General features: G+C 72.1%; 12 protein-coding genes. 9 read left to right on the forward strand and 3 right to left on the reverse strand.

Annotated features, from left to right (window positions below; all coding sequences use genetic code 11):
• Positions 1–129 precede the first annotated feature (129 nt).
• Positions 130–612, reverse strand: coding sequence for an MGMT family protein (locus ACZ6B8_RS20125; RefSeq protein WP_471608183.1), 483 nt, complete (start codon positions 610–612; stop codon positions 130–132).
• Positions 613–776: 164 nt separating this feature from the next.
• On the opposite strand from ACZ6B8_RS20125, the gene ACZ6B8_RS20130 reads away from it, so the two are divergent.
• Positions 777–3,584 (forward strand): lysylphosphatidylglycerol synthase domain-containing protein, encoded by a 2,808-nt coding sequence (locus tag ACZ6B8_RS20130; protein WP_471608053.1) that lies wholly within the window; start codon positions 777–779, stop codon positions 3,582–3,584.
• A 67-nt stretch (positions 3,585–3,651) separates the two neighbouring features.
• On the opposite strand, the gene ACZ6B8_RS20135 is transcribed toward ACZ6B8_RS20130, so the two are convergent.
• Positions 3,652–4,419 (reverse strand): YwiC-like family protein, encoded by a 768-nt coding sequence (locus ACZ6B8_RS20135; RefSeq protein WP_471608054.1) that lies wholly within the window; start codon positions 4,417–4,419, stop codon positions 3,652–3,654.
• A gap of 191 nt (positions 4,420–4,610) precedes the next feature.
• Here ACZ6B8_RS20135 and ACZ6B8_RS20140 point away from each other — a divergent pair, with 191 nt between their 5' ends.
• The 8 genes from ACZ6B8_RS20140 (at position 4,611) to ACZ6B8_RS20175 (ending at position 17,244) form a co-directional block, all read left to right on the forward strand.
• On the forward strand, positions 4,611–8,312 hold the full coding sequence (locus ACZ6B8_RS20140) for a nitrate reductase subunit alpha (RefSeq protein ID WP_471608055.1): 3,702 nt from the start codon (positions 4,611–4,613) through the stop codon (positions 8,310–8,312).
• Positions 8,313–8,314: 2 nt separating this feature from the next.
• Positions 8,315–9,847, forward strand: a complete 1,533-nt coding sequence (gene narH / locus ACZ6B8_RS20145; RefSeq protein ID WP_471608056.1) for a nitrate reductase subunit beta — start codon at positions 8,315–8,317, stop codon at positions 9,845–9,847.
• On the forward strand, positions 9,844–10,476 hold the full coding sequence (gene narJ / locus ACZ6B8_RS20150) for a nitrate reductase molybdenum cofactor assembly chaperone (RefSeq protein WP_471079162.1): 633 nt from the start codon (positions 9,844–9,846) through the stop codon (positions 10,474–10,476). The genes narH and narJ overlap by 4 nt, the downstream gene beginning before the upstream one ends.
• On the forward strand, positions 10,476–11,198 hold the full coding sequence (narI, locus tag ACZ6B8_RS20155) for a respiratory nitrate reductase subunit gamma (protein ID WP_471608057.1): 723 nt from the start codon (positions 10,476–10,478) through the stop codon (positions 11,196–11,198). Before narJ ends, narI begins: the two co-directional genes overlap by 1 nt.
• Complete coding sequence (locus ACZ6B8_RS20160) at positions 11,195–12,403, forward strand: TIGR04053 family radical SAM/SPASM domain-containing protein (protein ID WP_471608058.1); 1,209 nt, start codon at positions 11,195–11,197, stop codon at positions 12,401–12,403. The genes narI and ACZ6B8_RS20160 overlap by 4 nt, the downstream gene beginning before the upstream one ends.
• Positions 12,400–13,851 carry a protoporphyrinogen oxidase gene (gene hemG, locus ACZ6B8_RS20165; protein ID WP_471608059.1) on the forward strand — a complete coding sequence of 484 codons (1,452 nt, stop codon included), beginning with the start codon at positions 12,400–12,402 and terminating at the stop codon, positions 13,849–13,851. The genes ACZ6B8_RS20160 and hemG overlap by 4 nt, the downstream gene beginning before the upstream one ends.
• A 173-nt stretch (positions 13,852–14,024) precedes the next feature.
• Complete coding sequence (locus tag ACZ6B8_RS20170) at positions 14,025–15,572, forward strand: alpha/beta hydrolase (protein ID WP_471608060.1); 1,548 nt, start codon at positions 14,025–14,027, stop codon at positions 15,570–15,572.
• Between the two features lie 115 nt (positions 15,573–15,687).
• Positions 15,688–17,244, forward strand: a complete 1,557-nt coding sequence (locus ACZ6B8_RS20175; protein WP_471608061.1) for an alpha/beta hydrolase — start codon at positions 15,688–15,690, stop codon at positions 17,242–17,244.
• Between the two features lie 104 nt (positions 17,245–17,348).
• Here ACZ6B8_RS20175 and moeZ read toward each other — a convergent pair whose 3' ends face one another.
• Positions 17,349–18,527: an adenylyltransferase/sulfurtransferase MoeZ gene (gene moeZ / locus ACZ6B8_RS20180; protein WP_471079143.1), complete on the reverse strand. Its 1,179-nt coding sequence runs from the start codon at positions 18,525–18,527 to the stop codon at positions 17,349–17,351.
• Positions 18,528–18,578 lie beyond the last annotated feature (51 nt).

Genomic DNA, 18,578 nt, shown 5'->3' on the forward strand with positions numbered 1-18,578 from the left:
CGGCTGCGCGACGGCCGCGGGGTGAAGGGGATGCGTGACGTCGACGCTACGCCAGTGGGCGAGGAGGACGCGTGGCTTCCCCCGTACGGGCCACCGGTCCCCCGCCGGGCCGCCCGATGCCGGAAGCTGTCAGGTGTGAGCCTCCGGAGCCTGCGGGCGAGCGTCACCCGCGACGTCGTCCGTGGTGTCGTCCGCCCCCGGGCCGCCCGCCGCCACGCCGCCCGCCGCGCCGCCGCCCGCCGAGCCCGCCTCGGCGCGCGCGTGCGCGCCCTCGCCGTCCCACCGCGCCCGCCGCATGTCGAGCTTCGGGACGTGCCCCTGGGCGGCGCGCGAGGCCTGCCGCAGGGGTGTGCCCTCCTCCCGGTAGCGCTCCAGGGCCCGCAGTTCGTGGCCCGGCAGCAGGACGCCGTCCGAGCGCACCACACGCCACCACGGGACGCCCCCTCCGTAGAGGGCCATCACGCGTCCGACCTGTCGCGGGCCGCCTTCCTCGAGCCACTCGGCGACGTCCCCGTACGTCATCACCCGACCCGGCGGGATCAGCTCCGCGACCTCGAGAACCCGCTCCGCGTACTCCGGCAGCGCCTGGCTTTCCTCGCTCATCCGGACCATCCTGCCGTACGCCACCGACAGGGTGACGAGCCCCGCACGGAGCGTGCCGCGGGCCCCGTGACAGGGCACAAAGTGTCGTTTCGTGACCACTTCGCGTCCTTGCGTTGCCCCCTGATGCCCCCCTCCGCGGGCCGGACATGCCACCATCGTGCGGGCGGTGACAGGTGATACGAGATCAAGAAGAGACGACGGAGCGGCAGGGCGTGCATCCCGATGACAAGGCGGGCACCTCTGCGTCCGAGTCGCACCCGGACACCGGTGAGAACACCCTGAAGACCGACGAGACCGACAAGACCGAGCCCGAGAAGACCGAGCGGATCGAGCGGACCGAGCGGGCGGACGAGCCCGGCTGCGCCGACGAGGGCGAGTCGCACACCGACCGCGTCGCGCGCGACGAACCGCTCCTCGCCGCGCGCGTGCACCGTCCCTCCGACCTCATGCGGCTCCTCGTCGGCGTGCTCGCCATCGCGGTGCTGCTCGCCATCGCCGCGTTCGCCCACGGCACCACGTCCGGGCTCGAACAGGACATCGACAAGGGCACCGAGCAGGCCCCCGACCTGCTGATCAAGGTGGCGGGTCTGATCGCCAGCATCGGGGTGCTGCTCGTCCCGGTGGCGTTCGCGATCGAACGGCTGATCAAACGGGACGGGCTGCGCATCGCCGACGGCGTGCTGGCCGCCGTCCTCGCCCATGGCGTGACGCTCGCCACCGACCTGTGGGTCGCCAAGGGTGCCCCCGACTCCATCCAGGACGCGCTGACCAAGCCGTCCCCCGCGGACGTGCACGCCTTCACCGATCCGGTGCACGGCTACCTCGCGCCCGTCATCGCCTACATGACGGCCGTCGGGATGTCCCGCAGACCGCGCTGGCGCCTGGTCCTCTTCGTGGTGCTGCTGCTCGACGCGTTCACCATGCTGGTGACCGGCTACACGACGCCGTTCTCGATCATCCTGACGGTGCTGATCGGCTGGGCGGTGGCGTACGGCACGCTCTACGCCGTCGGCTCGCCGAACGTACGACCGACCGGCCAGACGCTCCTCGCCGGCCTGCGGCACGTCGGCTTCCACCCGGTGAGCGCCGCCCGCGAGGAGTCCCCGGACAGCGAGCACGGCGACCGCGGCCGCCGCTATTTCGTCACCCTGGAGGACGGCCCGCCGCTGGACGTCACGGTCATCGACCGCGAGCAACAGGCGCAGGGCTTCTTCTACCGCGTCTGGCGCCGGCTCACCCTGCGGGGCATCACCCAGCGGCGCAGTCTGCAGTCGCTGCGGCAGGCGCTCGAGCAGGAGGCGCTCCTCGCGTACGCGGCCATCGCGGCCGGGGCGAACGCGCCCAAGCTGATCGCCACGTCCGAGCTCGGCCCGGACGCCGTGATCCTCGTCTACGAGCACACCGGCGGCCGCACCCTGGACTCGCTGCCGGACGACGCCGTCACCGATGAGCTGCTGCGCGACACCTGGCGTCAGGTGCAGGCCCTGCAGTCGCGGCGGATCGCGCACCGCAGGCTCACGGGCGACGCCGTCCTGGTGGATCGTTCCGGCAATGTGATCCTCACGGACCTGCGCGGTGGCGAGATCGCCGCGGGCGACCTGGTCCTGCGCATGGACATCGCGCAGCTGCTGACCGCCCTCGGCCTGCGGGTGGGCGCCGAGCGCGCGGTGGCCGCCGCCGTCGAGATCCTCGGGCCGGACGCGGTGGCCGACTGTCTGCCGCTGTTGCAGCCCATCGCCCTCACCCGGTCCACCCGCTCCACCCTGCGCAGGCTGGCCCGGGAACGCTCCCAGCGCGAGCGTGAGGCCGTCCTGGATGCCTCCCGCAGGTCCAAGCAGACCGCGCGCGCGGAGCTGCCGGAGGACGAGCCCGCACCGAAGCCGTCGCAGAAGCAGGAGAAGCAGGCGGCCAAGCAGGAGCGGCAGGCCGAGAAGCAGGCCATAGACGACGCCCTGGACCAGGCCCGCGAGGAGGACCTGCTCACCCAGATCCGCCATCAGGTGCTGCTCATCCGCCCGGCGGCGCCGGTCGAGCCGGCGCAGCTGGAGCGCATCAGGCCGCGCACGCTGATCAGTTTCATCGCCGGTGCCATCGGCGCGTACTTCCTGCTGTCGCAGCTCACCCACGTCGAGTTCGGCACGCTCTTCCAGGAGGCGCAGTGGGGCTGGGTGGCGGCCGCGGTGGGCTTCTCCGCGCTGAGCTACTTCGCCGCCGCGATGAGCCTGCTCGGCTTCGTGCCGGAGCGGGTGCCGTTCCTGCGGGCGGTGGCGGCGCAGGTCGCCGGGTCGTTCGTGAAGATCGTGGCGCCCGCGGCGGTCGGCGGCGTCGCGCTGAACACCCGGTTCCTGCAGCGCTCCGGGGTGCGGTCGGGGCTCGCGGTGGCGAGCGTCGGCGCCTCGCAGCTCTTCGGGCTCGGCTCGCACATCCTGCTGCTGCTGATCTTCGGCTATCTGACGGGGACGGAGAAGACCCCCTCGTTCACGCCGTCCCGCACCGTCATCGCCGGTCTGCTGTCGGTCGCGGTGCTCGTCCTCGTGGTGACCGCGATCCCTTTCCTGCGCAAATTCGTCGTCACGCGCGTGCGCTCGCTCTTCGCCGGTGTCGTGCCGCGCATGCTGGACGTGCTGCAGCGCCCGCAGAAGCTGCTCACCGGCATCGGCGGGATGCTGCTGCTCACCCTGATGTTCGTGCTCTGCCTGGACGCCTCGGTACGGGCCTTCGGCAACGAGGAGATGACGTCGCTGAGCCTGGCGAGCGTCGCCGTCGTCTTCCTCGCGGGCAACGCGCTGGGCTCGGCGGCGCCGACACCGGGCGGTGTGGGCGCGGTCGAGGCGACGCTGACCTTCGGTCTGATCGCGGTGGGGGTGCCCAAGGACGTGGCGGCGCCCGCCGTGCTGCTCTTCCGGCTGCTCACGCTCTGGCTGCCGGTGCTTCCGGGGTGGCTGTTCTTCAACCACCTGACGCGGAAGGGCCTGCTCTGATCAGGGCCCGGCGCTGAAGGGCCTGCTCTGATCCGGCCCTTGCGCCGAAGGGCCTGCTCCGGCGCCGTCAGAACACCAGCAGCAGCCCCGCCAGGAGCAGCACGGCGCCCATCACCTCCACCGCCCCGACCACCGGCACCCGCACGCCCCTGCCGGGCAGCAGCGCCGCGCGGGCCAGGTAGCCGGCGAAGAGGAGCGCGAGCCACGGGTTCAGCGCGTACGCCGCGGGCACCGCGAGCACGTGGTACGTCACCGACGCCCGGTGGTACGCGCGGGAGTCGCGCTCCCGGATCATCGTCTTCACGTACGGCACCGTGCCCGCGAAGAACAGCAGGCAGGCGAGGGCCGGGCGCCAGCCGTCGGCGAGGGATCCGCCGCCCAGCCGCAGCGTGACGAGGAGCATGCCGCAGGCGGGGACCACCGCCGCCAGGCCGTTGAGCAGGGCCCGCTCCTTGTTGCGCCACGCGTAGAGCGTGTTCACGGCCACGAAGGGCGCGGCGCAGCAGGCCGCGAGCAGCAGCCAGGGGTACGTGAACAGGAGCGGCACCCCGCAGACCGCGCACACCGCCGCCGACACCAGGGCGGGCCGCACATGGCGGCGCGGGGCGCGCGGGTTGCGGGAGAGGCGGCGCAGCCGGAGCCACTGCTGGGCGTGGAAGGCGGCGACGTACCCCGTCAACCAGGCGACGAACAGCGGCAGATGGGCCCAGCGCGGTCCGGTGCCGGGGCCGTCGCCGAGGAACACGCCCGCCGTGAACGGCACCGCGAGCATCGCCCACGCGCCGTGCTGGTTCGGCAGCCACGTGTGGAGTCCGCCCCGTCTCTTCCTGCCCATGCGTTCAGCCTCTCAGCACCTCGGCCCGCTGCCCGGTGCTTTCAGCCTCGCAGCATCAGGGCCCGGACAATTCCTGCTGTAAGTCACCCCTTGACGGGACCTTGGACCCCGGGGTCCCAACCGCCGCCAGGCTTAGGGTCGTTGTAGGCCGCACATGTGGTGGGGCCCTTTCTTCGGGACGGCCGGGAGATATGACGTTGCAGCAGAGGAAAGACATCGCTGAGACGCTCGTGAAGGCCGGGAGTTTCTTCACCCGGACCGCGGAGACTTCCGCGGATCTGCACCACGTGCGACGCACCGGCGGCCGGGACGGGGAAGCCTTCTACCGCGATCGCTGGAGCCACGACAAGGTCGTGCATTCCACGCACGGCGTGAATTGCACCGGCTCGTGCCGCTGGAAGGTGTACGTCAAGGACGGCATCATCACCTGGGAGACGCAGGCCACGGACTATCCCTCCGTGGGACCCGACCGTCCCGAATACGAACCCCGCGGATGCCCGCGCGGCGCCTCCTTCTCCTGGTACACGTATTCACCGACGCGCGTGCGGTATCCGCATGTGCGCGGCGTGCTCCTGGAGATGTACCGGGAGGCGAAGGCGCGGCTGAAGGACCCGGTCCTCGCCTGGGCGGACATCCAGGGCGACCCCGAGCGCCGCCGGCGCTACCAGCGCGCCCGCGGCAAGGGCGGCCTGGTGCGGGCGAGCTGGGACGAGGCCGTCGAGATCGTCGCGGCGGCGCACGTCCACACCATCAAGGAGCACGGCCCCGACCGGGTCGCCGGTTTCTCCCCCATTCCCGCGATGTCGATGGCGTCGCACGCGGCGGGCGCCCGTTTCCATTCCCTCATCGGCGCCCCGATGCTCTCCTTCTACGACTGGTACGCGGATCTCCCCGTCGCCTCCCCACAGGTCTTCGGCGACCAGACCGACGTACCGGAGTCGGGCGACTGGTGGGACGCCGCCTATTTGATGATGTGGGGCTCCAATGTGCCGGTGACGCGAACGCCCGACGCGCACTGGATGACGGAGGCGCGGTATCGAGGACAGAAAGTCGTCACCGTCTCGCCGGATTTCGCGGACAACACGAAATTCGCCGACGAGTGGATGCATCCGCACCCCGGAACGGACGGCGCGCTCGCCCTCGCGATGGGGCACGTCATTCTCCGTGAATTCTTCGTCGAACGGCAGACCCCGTTCTTCCTGGATTACGTGCGCCGCTACACGGACCTGCCTTTCCTCGTCACTCTCAACGAGACCGAGCACGGACTCGTCCCGCACAAGTTCCTCACCGCGGCCGACCTCGACGACGAGCGGAAAGCGGCCGAGAACGCCCGCTGGAAGACCGTCCTGATCGACGACGCGACGGGCGAGCCGACCGTCCCGAACGGCACGCTCGGCCACCGCTGGGGCACCTCGAAGACCCCCGACTGGAACCTCGAGCTCGGGGACACCGTGCCCCGGCTCACCCTGTACGGCGAGGACACCGCGGAGATCGTGCTGCCCCGCTTCGAGGGCGGTCATGGCGCTCAGGATGCCGCCGCGAGCGAGGGTGACAACGGTGTCGTACGCCGGGGCGTGCCCGTCCGGCGCCTCGGCGACCGGCTCGTCACCACCGTCTACGACCTGATGCTCGCCCAGTACGGCGTCCCGCGCGCGGGGCTGCCCGGCGAGTGGCCCGCCTCCTACGAGGACGCCTCCCAGCCGGGCACCCCGGCCTGGCAGGAGACCCTCACCTCCGTGCCGGCCGCGCAGGCCGCGCGCGTCGCGCGGGAGTTCGCCGAGACGGCCGAGGCCTCCCAGGGGCGCTGCATGATCCTCATGGGCGCGGGGACCAACCACTGGTTCCACGCGGAGACCACCTACCGGGCCTTCCTCGCGCTGCTGACGCTCACCGGCTGCCAGGGGCGCAACGGCGGCGGCTGGGGCCACTACGTGGGCCAGGAGAAGTGCCGGCCGGTGACCGGCTGGGCGACGCTCGCGAGCGCGTCGGACTGGGGGCGCCCGCCGCGCCACATGATCGGCGCGGGCTGGTTCTACCTCCACACCGACCAGTGGCGCTACGACAGCCTGCCCGCCGAATCCCTCGCGTCACCGCTGGGCGAGGGGCGCTTCGAGGGCATGTCGGGCGCCGACTGCCTGGCCGCCTCCGCGCGCATGGGCTGGATGCCCTCGTATCCGACCTTCGACCGCAACCCGCTGGACCTGGGCGCGGCCGACGACCCGGTGGCGAGCGCCGTCAAGGAGCTGGAGGAGGGCACGCTGGGCTTCGCCGGCGAGGACCCCGACGCTCCCGGCAACTGGCCGCGCGTGCTCAACGTATGGCGGGCCAATCTGCTCGGCTCGTCCTCCAAGGGCAACGAGTACTTCCTGAAGCACCTGCTCGGCACGCACTCCAACCTGCCCGAGGACGGGCCGCGTTGCGTGCCGCGCGATGTGCGGTGGCGGCCCGAGGACGTCGAGGGCAAGCTCGACCTGCTGCTCTGCCTGGACTTCCGGATGACGTCCACGACGCTGCTCTCCGACGTCGTCCTGCCGGCCGCCACCTGGTACGAGAAGCACGACCTGTCCTCCACCGACATGCACCCCTTCCTGCACGCCTTCACGCCGGCCGTGGACCCGCCGTGGCAGGCGCGCACCGACTACGACGCGTTCCTGGCGCTCGCGCGCCGCTTCGGCGAGCTGGCGGGCGAGCACCTGGGCGTGCGCCGCGACCTCGTCGCCACCGCGCTGCAGCACGACACCCCGGGCGGCGAGATGGCCCAGCCCGGCGGCGTCGCGCTCGACTGGTCCAAGGGCGAGTGCGATCCGGTGCCGGGGCGCACGATGTACGACCTGACCGTCGTGGAGCGCGACTACGGGGCGGTCGGCGAGAAGTTCGCCGCACTCGGCCCCCTGGTCGACCGGCTCGGGGTCACCACGAAGGCGGTCACGTTCGACGTCGCCGAGGAGGTCGCGTACCTGAAGGCGAAGAACGGCACGGTGCGCGGCGGCACGGCCGACGGCAGGCCGCGCCTGGACACCGCCCAGCGGGCCTGTGAGGCGATCCTGTCGCTCTCCGGGACCTCCAACGGCCGGCTGGCCACCCAGGGCTTCGCGACGCTGGAGAAGCGCGTCGGGACGGAGATGGCGCACCTGGCCGCGGAGGCCGAGGGGAAGCGGATCACGTTCGCGGACACCCAGGCGCGGCCGGTGCCGGTCATCACCTCCCCGGAGTGGTCGGGCAGCGAGTCCGGCGGCCGCCGCTACACGGCGTTCACCGTCAACACCGAGCACCTCAAGCCCTGGCACACGCTCACCGGGCGCCAGCACTTCTTCCTCGACCACGACTGGATCCACGAGGTCGGCGAGGCGCTGCCCGTCTACAAGCCCCCGCTGAACATGCACCGCCTCTACGGAGAGCCCGAGTTGGGCTCCCGGACGGGTGAGGACGGCGGCCGGGAGGTGGCCGTGCGCTTCCTGACCCCGCACAACAAGTGGGCGATCCACTCCCAGTACCAGGACAACCTCCACATGATGACGCTCGGCCGCGGCGGACAGACGGTCTGGATGTCCCCGCAGGACGCCGAGGCCATCGGTGTGCGCGACAACGAGTGGATCGAGGCCGTGAACCGCAACGGCGTCGTCACGGCCCGCGCGATCGTCTCCCACAAGATGCCGCCGGGGACGGTCTACATGAACCACGCCCAGGAGCGGACCGTCGGCGTCCCGAAGACGGAGCGGACCGGCCGGCGCGGCGGCATCCACAACTCGCTCACCCGGATCATGCTCAAGCCCACCCATCTCGTGGGCGGCTACGCGCAGTTGACCTGGGCCTTCAACTACCTGGGGCCGACCGGCAACCAGCGCGACGAGGTGACGGTCATCCGTCGCCGCTCGCAGGATGTGGAGTACTGATCATGCGCGTCATGGCCCAGATCGCCATGGTTATGAACCTCGACAAGTGCATCGGCTGCCACACGTGTTCGGTCACCTGCAAGCAGGCGTGGACGAACCGCAAGGGCACCGAGTACGTCTGGTTCAACAACGTCGAGACCCTGCCCGGACAGGGCTATCCGCGCCGCTGGGAGGACCAGGAGCGGTGGCAGGGCGGCTGGGAGCGGACCAGGTCCGGCCGGCTGCGGCTGCGGGCCGGAGGGCGCCTCAAGCGGCTCGGCCAGATCTTCGCCAACCCCGAACTGCCGGAGCTCTCGGACTACTACCAGCCCTGGACGTACGAGTACAAGAACCTCACCGACGCCCCGGCGGGCGACGACATGCCGGTCGCCAAGCCGGTCTCGCAGGTGACGGGCGAGCCGATCGGCACCATCGAGTGGGGCCCCAACTGGGACGACAACCTCGGCGGCGCCCCGGAACACGCGCCGAGGGACCCCCTGGTGGAGAAGATCCGCGACGAGGTCGGCGAGAAGATCCGCTTCGAGTTCGAGCAGAGCTTCATGTTCTATCTGCCGCGGGTCTGCGAGCACTGCCTCAACCCCGCGTGCGTCTCGTCGTGCCCTTCGGGGGCGATGTACAAGCGCGAGGAGGACGGCATCGTCCTCGTCGACCAGGACCAGTGCCGCGGCTGGCGGATGTGCGTCACCGGCTGCCCGTACAAGAAGGTCTACTTCAACCACGCCACCGGCAAGGCGGAGAAGTGCACGTTCTGCTTCCCGCGCGTGGAGGCCGGGATGCCGACCATCTGCTCGGAGACCTGTGTCGGGCGCATGCGCTACCTGGGGGTGATGCTGTACGACGCCGACAAGGTGACCGAGGCCGCGTCCGTGGCGGACGAACAGGACCTCTACCCGGCGCAGTTGGAGTGCTTCCTCGACCCGCACGACCCGGCGGTCGCGGCCGCCGCCCGCGCGTCCGGCATCACCGACGAGTGGCTCGCCGCGGCCCGCCGCTCCCCCGTCTACGACCTGATCAGGACGTACCAGGTGGCGCTGCCGCTGCATCCGGAGTACCGCACGATGCCGATGGTCTGGTACGTGCCGCCGCTCTCCCCCGTCGTCGAGGCGGTCGCCGCCGCGGGCCGCGACGGGGAGGACGCGGGCAACCTCTTCGGAGCGATCGACTCGCTGCGCATCCCCGTCGAGTACCTGGCCGAACTGCTCACCGCGGGCGACGCGTTCGCCGTCGACGCGGTGCTGCGGCGGATGGCGGCGATGCGTTCCTACATGCGGGCCCTCAACCTCGGACAGACCCCGGAGGAGTCCGTCGCGGGCGCCGTCGGGCTCACCGGCGAGGAGCTCCGGGACATGTTCCGGCTGCTCGCCGTCGCCAAGTACGAGGACCGGTACGTGATCCCGACCGCCGCGCGGGCCGACGCGGACGCCCTCGCCGGCGCCCATCCCCTCGACGACGGCTGCCCGGTGGGCGAGGCGGCACCCGCCGCCCGCGAACCGCGCGTCCTGCTCAATCTCAGCCCCACCCGGAGGAGCGCATGAGCCCCGACGCCGTCGTCCGCCTCGTCGCCGGACGGCTCCTGCAGTACCCGGACGAGCGGCTGTACGCCGACCTGGACCACCTCCACGAAGTCTGCGACCACCCCCTGCTGCGGGAATTCGTCGCCCACGCGCGCGTGCGCCGTCCCCTGGACCTCGCCGCGCACTACACGGACGTCTTCGACACCCGCAACCGCCGCTGTCTGTACCTGACCTGGTGGTCGGACGGCGACACCCGCAACCGCGGGCTCTCCCTGGTGCGCGTCAAGCGCGTGTACCGGGAGCACGGCCTGGAGTTCACCTCCGCGGAACTGCCCGACTTCCTGCCGGTGATGCTGGAGTTCGCCGCCCGCGAGGAGGCTGCGGGCACCGCCCTCCTGGAGGAGCACCGGGCCGGGCTCGAACTGCTGCGGCTCGCCGTCACCGACGCCGGCACCCCGTACGCGCGCGTGCTCGAAGCCGTCTGCGGAACGCTGCCCGGGCCCTCCCCCCGCACGCGCGCCGAGGCCAAGGCGCTGGCCCGCTCCGGGCCGCCCCGCGAGACCGTCGGCCTGGAACCCTTCGGGCCCGGCGTGGAACTCCCCTGGCCCACGCTCCCCGCCCGCTCCGGAAGGGAAAGGACCCCGGCGTAATGGACCTCATCCTGTGGGGCGTCATGCCCTATCTCGCCGTCACCCTCCTGGTCGCGGGGCTCGCCTGGCGGGCCAGATACGACCGGTTCGGCCTCACCACGCACTCCTCCCAGCTCCGGGAGTCGCGGCTGCTGCGCATCGGCTCGCCGCTGTTCCACTTCGGGATGGCGTTCGTGGTGCTCGGCCACGTGGTGGGGCTGCTGATCCCGGACGACTGGACCGACGCGGTGGGCATCAGCGACCACGCGTACCACCTGCTTGCCGTCTCCACGGGCGCCGTCGCGGGCCTCGCGGCGGCCGGCGGGATCGGCGTCCTGGTGTACCGGCGGCTGACCGTGCCCGCCGTACGGAAGGCCACCCTGCGCAGCGACCACCTGATGTACACGGTGCTGCTGGGCGCGCTGCTGCTCGGCCTGGCCGCGACCGTCCTCAACTCCACCGGAGCGGTCGACTACAACTACCGCGAGGGCGTCTCCGTCTGGTTCCGCGGCCTGTTCACGCTCCAACCCGACTACGCGCTGATGGGCGCCGCACCCCTCGCCTTCAAGCTGCACGTCGTCTTCGGCTTCGCGCTGATCGCGCTGATCCCCTTCTCCCGTCTCGCCCACATCGTCAGCGCGCCCTTCAAGTACCTCTTCAGGCCGTACGTGGTCTACCGCAGGCGCGAGCCGGGGCAGCTCGCGAACCGGGAGCCGGAGCGGGGCTGGGAGCGGGTGTCGTGAGCCGCGTCGTCAGGCGCCCACGGCACGACGTCGGCGAGCGCCCCTTCATCGTCATCTGGGAGGCCACGCGCGCGTGCCCACTGGCCTGTGTGCACTGCCGGGCGCAGGCGCAGCCCGCGCGGGACCCCGGCGAGCTGGACGGCGCCGCCGCCCGGCGCCTGATGGACCAGATCGCGGCCTTCGGGCGGCCGAGCCCGCTCTTCGTCATCACGGGCGGCGACCCGTTCCAGCGCGCCGACCTCACCGACCTCGTCGCGTACGGCACCTCCCGCGGGCTCCGCGTCGCCGTCTCCCCCTCGGGCACGCCGACGCTGGACCGGGCGAACCTCACGGCGGTGCGCGACGCGGGCGCCGTCGCCCTCTCGCTGAGCGTCGACGGCTCCACGGCCGCGCGGCACGACGCGTCCCGCGGCGTGGACGGCGTCTTCGGGTGGACCCTCGACGGCTGGCGGACCGCCCGCGAGCTCGGCCTGAAGGTGCAGATCAACACCACCGTCACGCGCGACAGCCTGGAGGACCTCGCGGACATCGCGGCCCTGGTGCGCCGCGAGGGCGCGATGCTGTGGAGCGGCTTCGTGCTGGTGCCGACGGGCCGCGGCGAACGGCTCGCCGCGCTCACCCCCGCCGAGGTCGAGGACGTCCTGCACTTCCTGTACGACACGGGCGCGGTCCTCGCCACCAAGACCACGGAGGGACACCACTTCCGCCGCGTGATGCTCCAGCGGACCATCCTGGAACGGCACGGCGAGACCCCGGTGACCGGCCCCCTGTACGCGCGGCTCACGGCACGCGCGCGTGCGCTCGGCCTGCACGACGGGGAGCGGCGCGCGGTGCGCAGGCCGCCCATGGACGTCGGCTCCGGGCGCGGCTTCGTCTTCGTCTCGCACACCGGAGAGGTCCACCCCAGCGGCTTCCTGCCGCTGTCGGCCGGCAACGTCGGACACCATCCGCTCGTCGACATCTACCGGGGCTCCGCGCTCTTCACCACGCTGCGCGACCCGGCGCTGCTCGGCGGGGCCTGCGGCCGCTGCGAGTTCAACACCGTGTGCGGCGGCTCCCGTTCGCGCGCGTACGGGGCGACGGGGCGGGTCCTCGCCGCCGATCCCTGGTGCGCGTACGAGCCGGGGAGCTTCCCCCACCAGGACGAGCTGCGGGAGCTGCTCGCGCCGGGCTCTCCGGCACCGACCGAAGGGAGCGCGGCATGACGCGTTCAGTGATCGTCGTCGGCGGCGGCATCAGCGGACTGACGGCGGCCCTGCGGCTGCGCGCCGACGCGGAGGTCACCGTCCTGGAGGGCGCCCCCGCCGTCGGCGGCAAGCTCTGCACCGGCACCCTCGCGGGCGTCCCCGTCGACGAGGGCGCCGAGTCCCTGATGGCGCTGCGCCCCGAGGCCGTGCGGCTCGCCGAGGACGTCGGCCTCGGCGACGACCTGTGCGACCCGGCCCCGGCGCCCACCACCCTGTGGTCGCACGGCGCGCTGCGCCCGCTGCCGCCCGGCCACGTCATGGGCATCCCCGCCGACCCCGAGGCGCTGGCCGGCACCGGGCTGCTCTCGGACGAGGCGACGGCCCGGCTGCGCCTCGACGAGACGCTGCCCGCCGAGCCGCCGGCCGGCGACGTGTCCGTCGCCGAGTACCTCGGCCGGCGGCTGGGTCAGGAGGCCGTGGACCGGCTCGTGGAGCCGCTGCTCGGCGGGGTCTACGCGGGCCGGCCCGACCGGCTCTCGCTGCGGGCCGTGCTCCCGCGCGTGGCGGCGGTCGCCGAGCGGGGTGAGCCGCTGCTCGCCGCGCTGCGGGAGCTGCGGACGCAGGCCCGGACCGGCGCCCCGCGCGCGGGCGGCCCGAAGCCCGTCGGCCCGCGCCCCGTCCCCGCTCCCGTACGCAGCCTGCGCGGCGGCAACGGCCGCCTTCCGCACGCCGTGGCCGCGGCGAGCGGCGCCCGGATCCTGACCGGCACGCGCGCGCGTGAACTGCAGCGCACCCGCGCGGGGCGGTGGCGGGTGCTCGCCGTCACCGGTGACGGCCCGCTCCTCCTGGAGGCGGACGCGGTGGTGCTCGCCGTGCCCGCGTACGAGGCCGCGGAGCTGCTGCGCCCGCACGCGCCGCTCGCGGACGCCGACCTGGGGGCGATCCAGCACGCCAGTACGGCCGTGGTGACCATGGCGTTCCCGCGCACGGAGGCCCTCGTCCGCGGGCAGGGCAACGCCGGGCACGGGGACGCGCTGCCCGGGGGCAACGGCTTCCTGGTGCCGGCCGTTGACGGGCGCGCCATCAAGGCCGCCACGTTCCTCAGCAACAAGTGGCGCTGGCAGGGCGAGGCCGCGCCCGGCCTCTTCCTGCTGCGCACCTCGATCGGCCGGGTCGCCGAGGAGCACCGGCTCGCCCCGCCGGACCGCCATCTGATCCGCACCTCGGTCCGGGAGCTGCACGAGGCCCTCGGTCCCATCGGGGAGCCGGTCGCGGCCCGCGTCCGCCGGTGGGAACGCGGTCTTCCGCAGTACGGCGTCGGCCACATCGAGCGCATCGCCCGGGTCCGCGAGGCGGTCGGCGACCTGCCGGGGATCGCGCTGTGCGGGGCCGCTTACGAGGGCGTGGGCGTCGCCGCGTGCGTGGCGACGGGGACGGCGGCGGCCCGTCAGCTCGCCGAGGGCTGAGGCGCCGGGCCGCGAGGGCTCAGGTGCGCCCGGCCCCGGCCCGCACCGGAGTCCGGCACGCCCCCGTACGCGACGCCGGACTCCGCCCCGCGACGCCGGATTCCGTGGCCGGATCCTCACCCACACGGCCCGCGCCCCGAGCGCCCCGTCAGGAGCCCCCGCAGGATGGGGACATGCCCACACAGTCCCAGCCACGCGTCACCGCGCTGGCCGCCGCCGCCCTGCTCCTGTCCGCCACGCTCTCGGCCTGCGGCAGCAGCGACGCCAAGGACGAGGATCTGCCGAACCAGAAGCTGAGCTGGAAGGACTGCCCCGCGCCCGACGCCGCCGAGGGCGGTGGCGGCGCCCCGTCCCCGCTGCCGGGCGGCGCCGAGTGGCAGTGCGCCACCATGAAGGCCCCCCTCGACTGGTCGAAGCCGAAGGGCGACACCATCGACATCGCGCTGATCAAGGCGGCCACGAGCGGCGACAAGAACAAGCGCATCGGCTCCCTCGTCTTCAACTTCGGCGGCCCCGGCGGCTCGGGCGTCACCACGCTGCCCGCCTTCGGCGAGGACTACGCCAAGCTGCGCACCCGCTACGACCTGGTGAGCTTCGACCCGCGCGGCGTCGGCCGCAGCGCGGGCATCCGCTGTGAGGACGACGAGCAGCTCGACACGTACTTCCAGCAGGACGCCACGCCCGACGACGAGAGCGAGAAGAAGAAGCTCGTCGAGAACGTGAAGTCCTTCAACGGCGGCTGCGAGAAGAACGCCGGTTCGACCCTCCCGCACGTGCGCACCACCGACGCGGCCCGCGACATGGATCTGATGCGCCAGGTCCTGGGCGACGACAAGCTGCACTACTTCGGGATCTCGTACGGCACCGAACTCGGCGGCGTCTACGCACACTTGTTCCCCAAGAGGGTGGGGCGTGCCGTGTTCGACGCGGTCGTCGACCCCACCGAGAACGCCGAACAAGGCTCGCTCGGCCAGGCCCGGGGCTTCCAGCTGGCGCTCGACAACTTCGCGAAGGACTGCACGTCACAGGCGGACGACTGCCCCGTCGGAGACACCGAACAGCAGGTCAAGGAGAAGATCGCGAAGCTTCTGAAGGACCTGGACCGCAAGCCGATCCGCGGCCTGCCGCCCCGTGAACTGACGCAGACCGCCGCCACCAACGGCATCGCGCAGGCCCTGTACTCCAAGGACTTCTGGCCCTACCTCACCCAGGGCCTCGACGAGGCCTACGACGGCGACGGCAAGATCCTCATGGCCCTGTCCGACTCCATGAACGGGCGCAACGAGGACGGTCAGTACAGCAACATCCAGTCGGCCAACGTCTCGATCAACTGTGCGGACGACAAGGCGCGTTACACCCCGCGGTACGTGGCGGAGAAGCTCCCCGAGTTCCGCAAGGCGTCGCCGCTGTTCGGCGACTACCTGGCGTGGGGCATGGTCAGCTGCACCGACTGGGCCGTCGACGGCCAGGCCGACCACCCCGACGTGAGCGCCGAGGGCGCGCCGCCCATCGTCGTCATCGGCAACACCGGCGACCCGGCCACGCCGTACGAGGGGGCGCACAAGATGGCGCAGGCGCTCGGCAAGGGCGTCGGCGTCGAGATGACGTACAAGGGCCAGGGGCACGGCGCGTACGACAGCAAGGACGCCTGCGTGCGCGACGCCGTCGACGGCTACCTGCTGGCGGGGACGGTCCCGAAGGCGGACACGGTCTGCTCCTGACCGGAGCCGGCCCCGGAGGCCTGCCGCCCGCCGGCTCCCCGGCGGGCCCCCGGGCCGTTGTCGGTGGCCCCGCCTACTATGGCCGGACTGTCTTTCCGAGGGGGGAAGCGCGTCCATGCAGCGTTTCGTACGGTCCACGGCCCTGGCCGCCGCAGCAGTGCTCGTGGCGGGGCTGGCCGCCGGCTGCAGCTCGTCCGACGACGGGAGCGACGACAAGGGCCCCTCGTCGGGCGCCCCTCGCCCGAAGCCCGACCCCTCCTCGACCCTGCCGGAGTCGCTGACCGCCCAGAAGCTGGACTGGAAGGGCTGCAAGGCGCCCGAGGGCGGCAGCGCGCCGGGCGCCCAGTGGCAGTGCTCCACGCTCAAGGTCCCGCTGGACTACGCGAAGCCGGACGGCGAGACGATCGGGATCGCCCTGATCCGCGCCAGGAGCACCGGCAAGGGCGACCGCATCGGCTCCCTCCTCTTCAACTTCGGCGGCCCGGGCGGCTCCGGCGTCTCCGGGCTGCCCTCCTTCGCCGACTCGTACACCAAGCTGCGCGAGCGGTACGACCTGGTCAGCTTCGACCCGCGCGGGGTAGCGGCGAGCGGCGGCGTGCACTGCCGGGACGACCGCGCGACACAGGCCGCCGAGAAGAAGGTCGACCTCACGCCGGACACGGCGGCCGAGGAGCGGGCGTACTTCAAGGACGCGGCGGACTTCGGCGCGGGCTGCGCGCGGGACGCGAAGAAGCTCATCGGGCACGTCTCGACGGTCGAGGCGGCCCGCGACATGGACGTCATGCGCCAGGTCCTCGGCGACGCCAAGCTGCACTACTTCGGGATCTCGTACGGCACCGAACTCGGCGGGACGTACGCCCACTTGTTCCCCCGCCGGGTCGGCCGTCTCACGTTCGACGCGGTCGTCGACCCGAGCGCGGACTCGACCGGCCACGCGGAGAACCAGGCGAAGGGCTTCCAGCGCGCCCTCGACAACTACTTCCGCTCCCGCGGCCAGGACCCGAAGGCGGGCACGGCGAAAATAGCGAAGCTCTTCCGGCGCCTGGACGCCGAGCCGATGCGCGCCTCGGGCGACCGCAGGCTGACCGAGTCCCTGGCGAGCACCGGCATCCTCATCACGCTGTACAGCAAACAGACCTGGCCCACGCTGACCCGCGCGCTGGAGGCGGCGGACAAGGGCGACGGTTCGCCGCTGCTCCAGCTCGCCGACGCCTACAACGAACGCGACGCGTCCGGGCACTACAGCACGCAGAGCCACTCGCAGCGGGCGATCTCCTGCCGGGACGCGAAGGAGCGGACCACGCCGGAGGAGGCGAAGAAGCGGCTGGGCCGGTTCCGGGAGATCTCGCCGGTCTTCGGGGAGTTCCTCGGCTGGGACACGGCGGGCTGGTGCCACGAGTGGCCGGTCCCCGGGCTTTCCGACTCCCCCGAGGTGAGCGCGCCCGGCGCCGCCCCGATCCTCGTCGTCGGCAACACCGGCGACCCGGCCACCCCGTACGAGGGCGCCCGCAAGATGGCGGACGAGCTCGGCAAGGACGTCGGCGTCCACCTGACCTGGAAGGGCGAGGGCCACGGGGCGTACGGCAACGGCAGCGACTGCGTGGACGGCGCGATCAACACGTATCTGCTGGAGGGCACGCCCCCGAAGGACGGCAAGGTCTGCTCCTCGTGAGCCGTGTCGGCCCGTCCGGCGTTTGAGGACGCGCCCTTGAGGCGAAAAAGGGGGCCCGCACCACATTGGTGCGGGCCCCCTTATGGACCGTTCAGGCCCTACGCCTAGTAGACCGGCTTGTCGGGCTCGATCTGGTTGACCCAGCCGATCACGCCGCCGCCCACGTGCACCGCGTCGGCAAAGCCCGCCGACTTCAGCACGGCCAGGACTTCCGCGGACCGGACACCCGTCTTGCAATGCAAGACGATCTTCTTGTCCTGCGGGAGGTCCTGGAGGGCGGTGCCCATGAGGAACTCGTTCTTCGGGATCAGCTTGGCGCCGGGGATCGAGACGATCTCGTACTCGTTCGGCTCGCGGACGTCGATGATCTCGATCTTCTCGTCGCCGTCGATCCACTCCTTGAGCTGCTTGGGAGTGATCGTCGAACCGGCCGCCGCCTCCTGGGCCTCCTCGGAGACGACGCCGCAGAAGGCCTCGTAGTCGATGAGCTCGGTGACGGTGGCGTTCTCGCCGCAGACCGCGCAGTCGGGGTCCTTGCGGACCTTGACCTGGCGGTACTGCATCTCCAGGGCGTCGTAGATCATCAGGCGGCCGACCAGCGGCTCACCCGTGCCCGTGAGGACCTTGATCGCCTCGGTGACCTGGATGGAGCCGATCGACGCGCACAGCACGCCGAGCACGCCGCCCTCGGCGCAGGACGGGACCATGCCGGGGGGCGGGGGCTCCGGGTAGAGGCAGCGGTAGCACGGGCCGTGCTCGCTCCAGAAGACGGACGCCTGGCCGTCGAAGCGGTAGATGGATCCCCACACGTACGGCTTGTTGAGGAGCACGCACGCGTCGTTGACCAGGTAACGGGTGGCGAAGTTGTCCGTGCCGTCGACGATCAGGTCGTACTGGGCGAAGATGTCCATCACGTTGTCGGCCTCGAGCCGCTCTTCGTGGAGGATCACGTTCACGTACGGGTTGATGCCGAGGACCGAGTCCTTCGCGGACTCCGCCTTGGAGCGGCCGATGTCGGCCTGGCTGTGGATGATCTGGCGCTGCAGATTGGACTCGTCGACCTCGTCGAACTCGACGATGCCGAGCGTGCCGACACCGGCCGCGGCCAGGTACATCAGGGCCGGGGACCCGAGGCCGCCGGCGCCGACACACAGCACCTTGGCGTTCTTCAGCCGCTTCTGCCCGTCCATCCCGACGTCGGGGATGATCAGGTGGCGGGAGTACCTGCGGACCTCGTCGACGGTGAGCTCTGCGGCGGGCTCGACCAGGGGTGGCAGCGACACGGGGGCTCCGTTGGTCGGTTGTTCGGAACGGTTGTTCTGCCTGTAACACTG

The organism is Streptomyces sp. NPDC041122, from assembly GCF_055592445.1.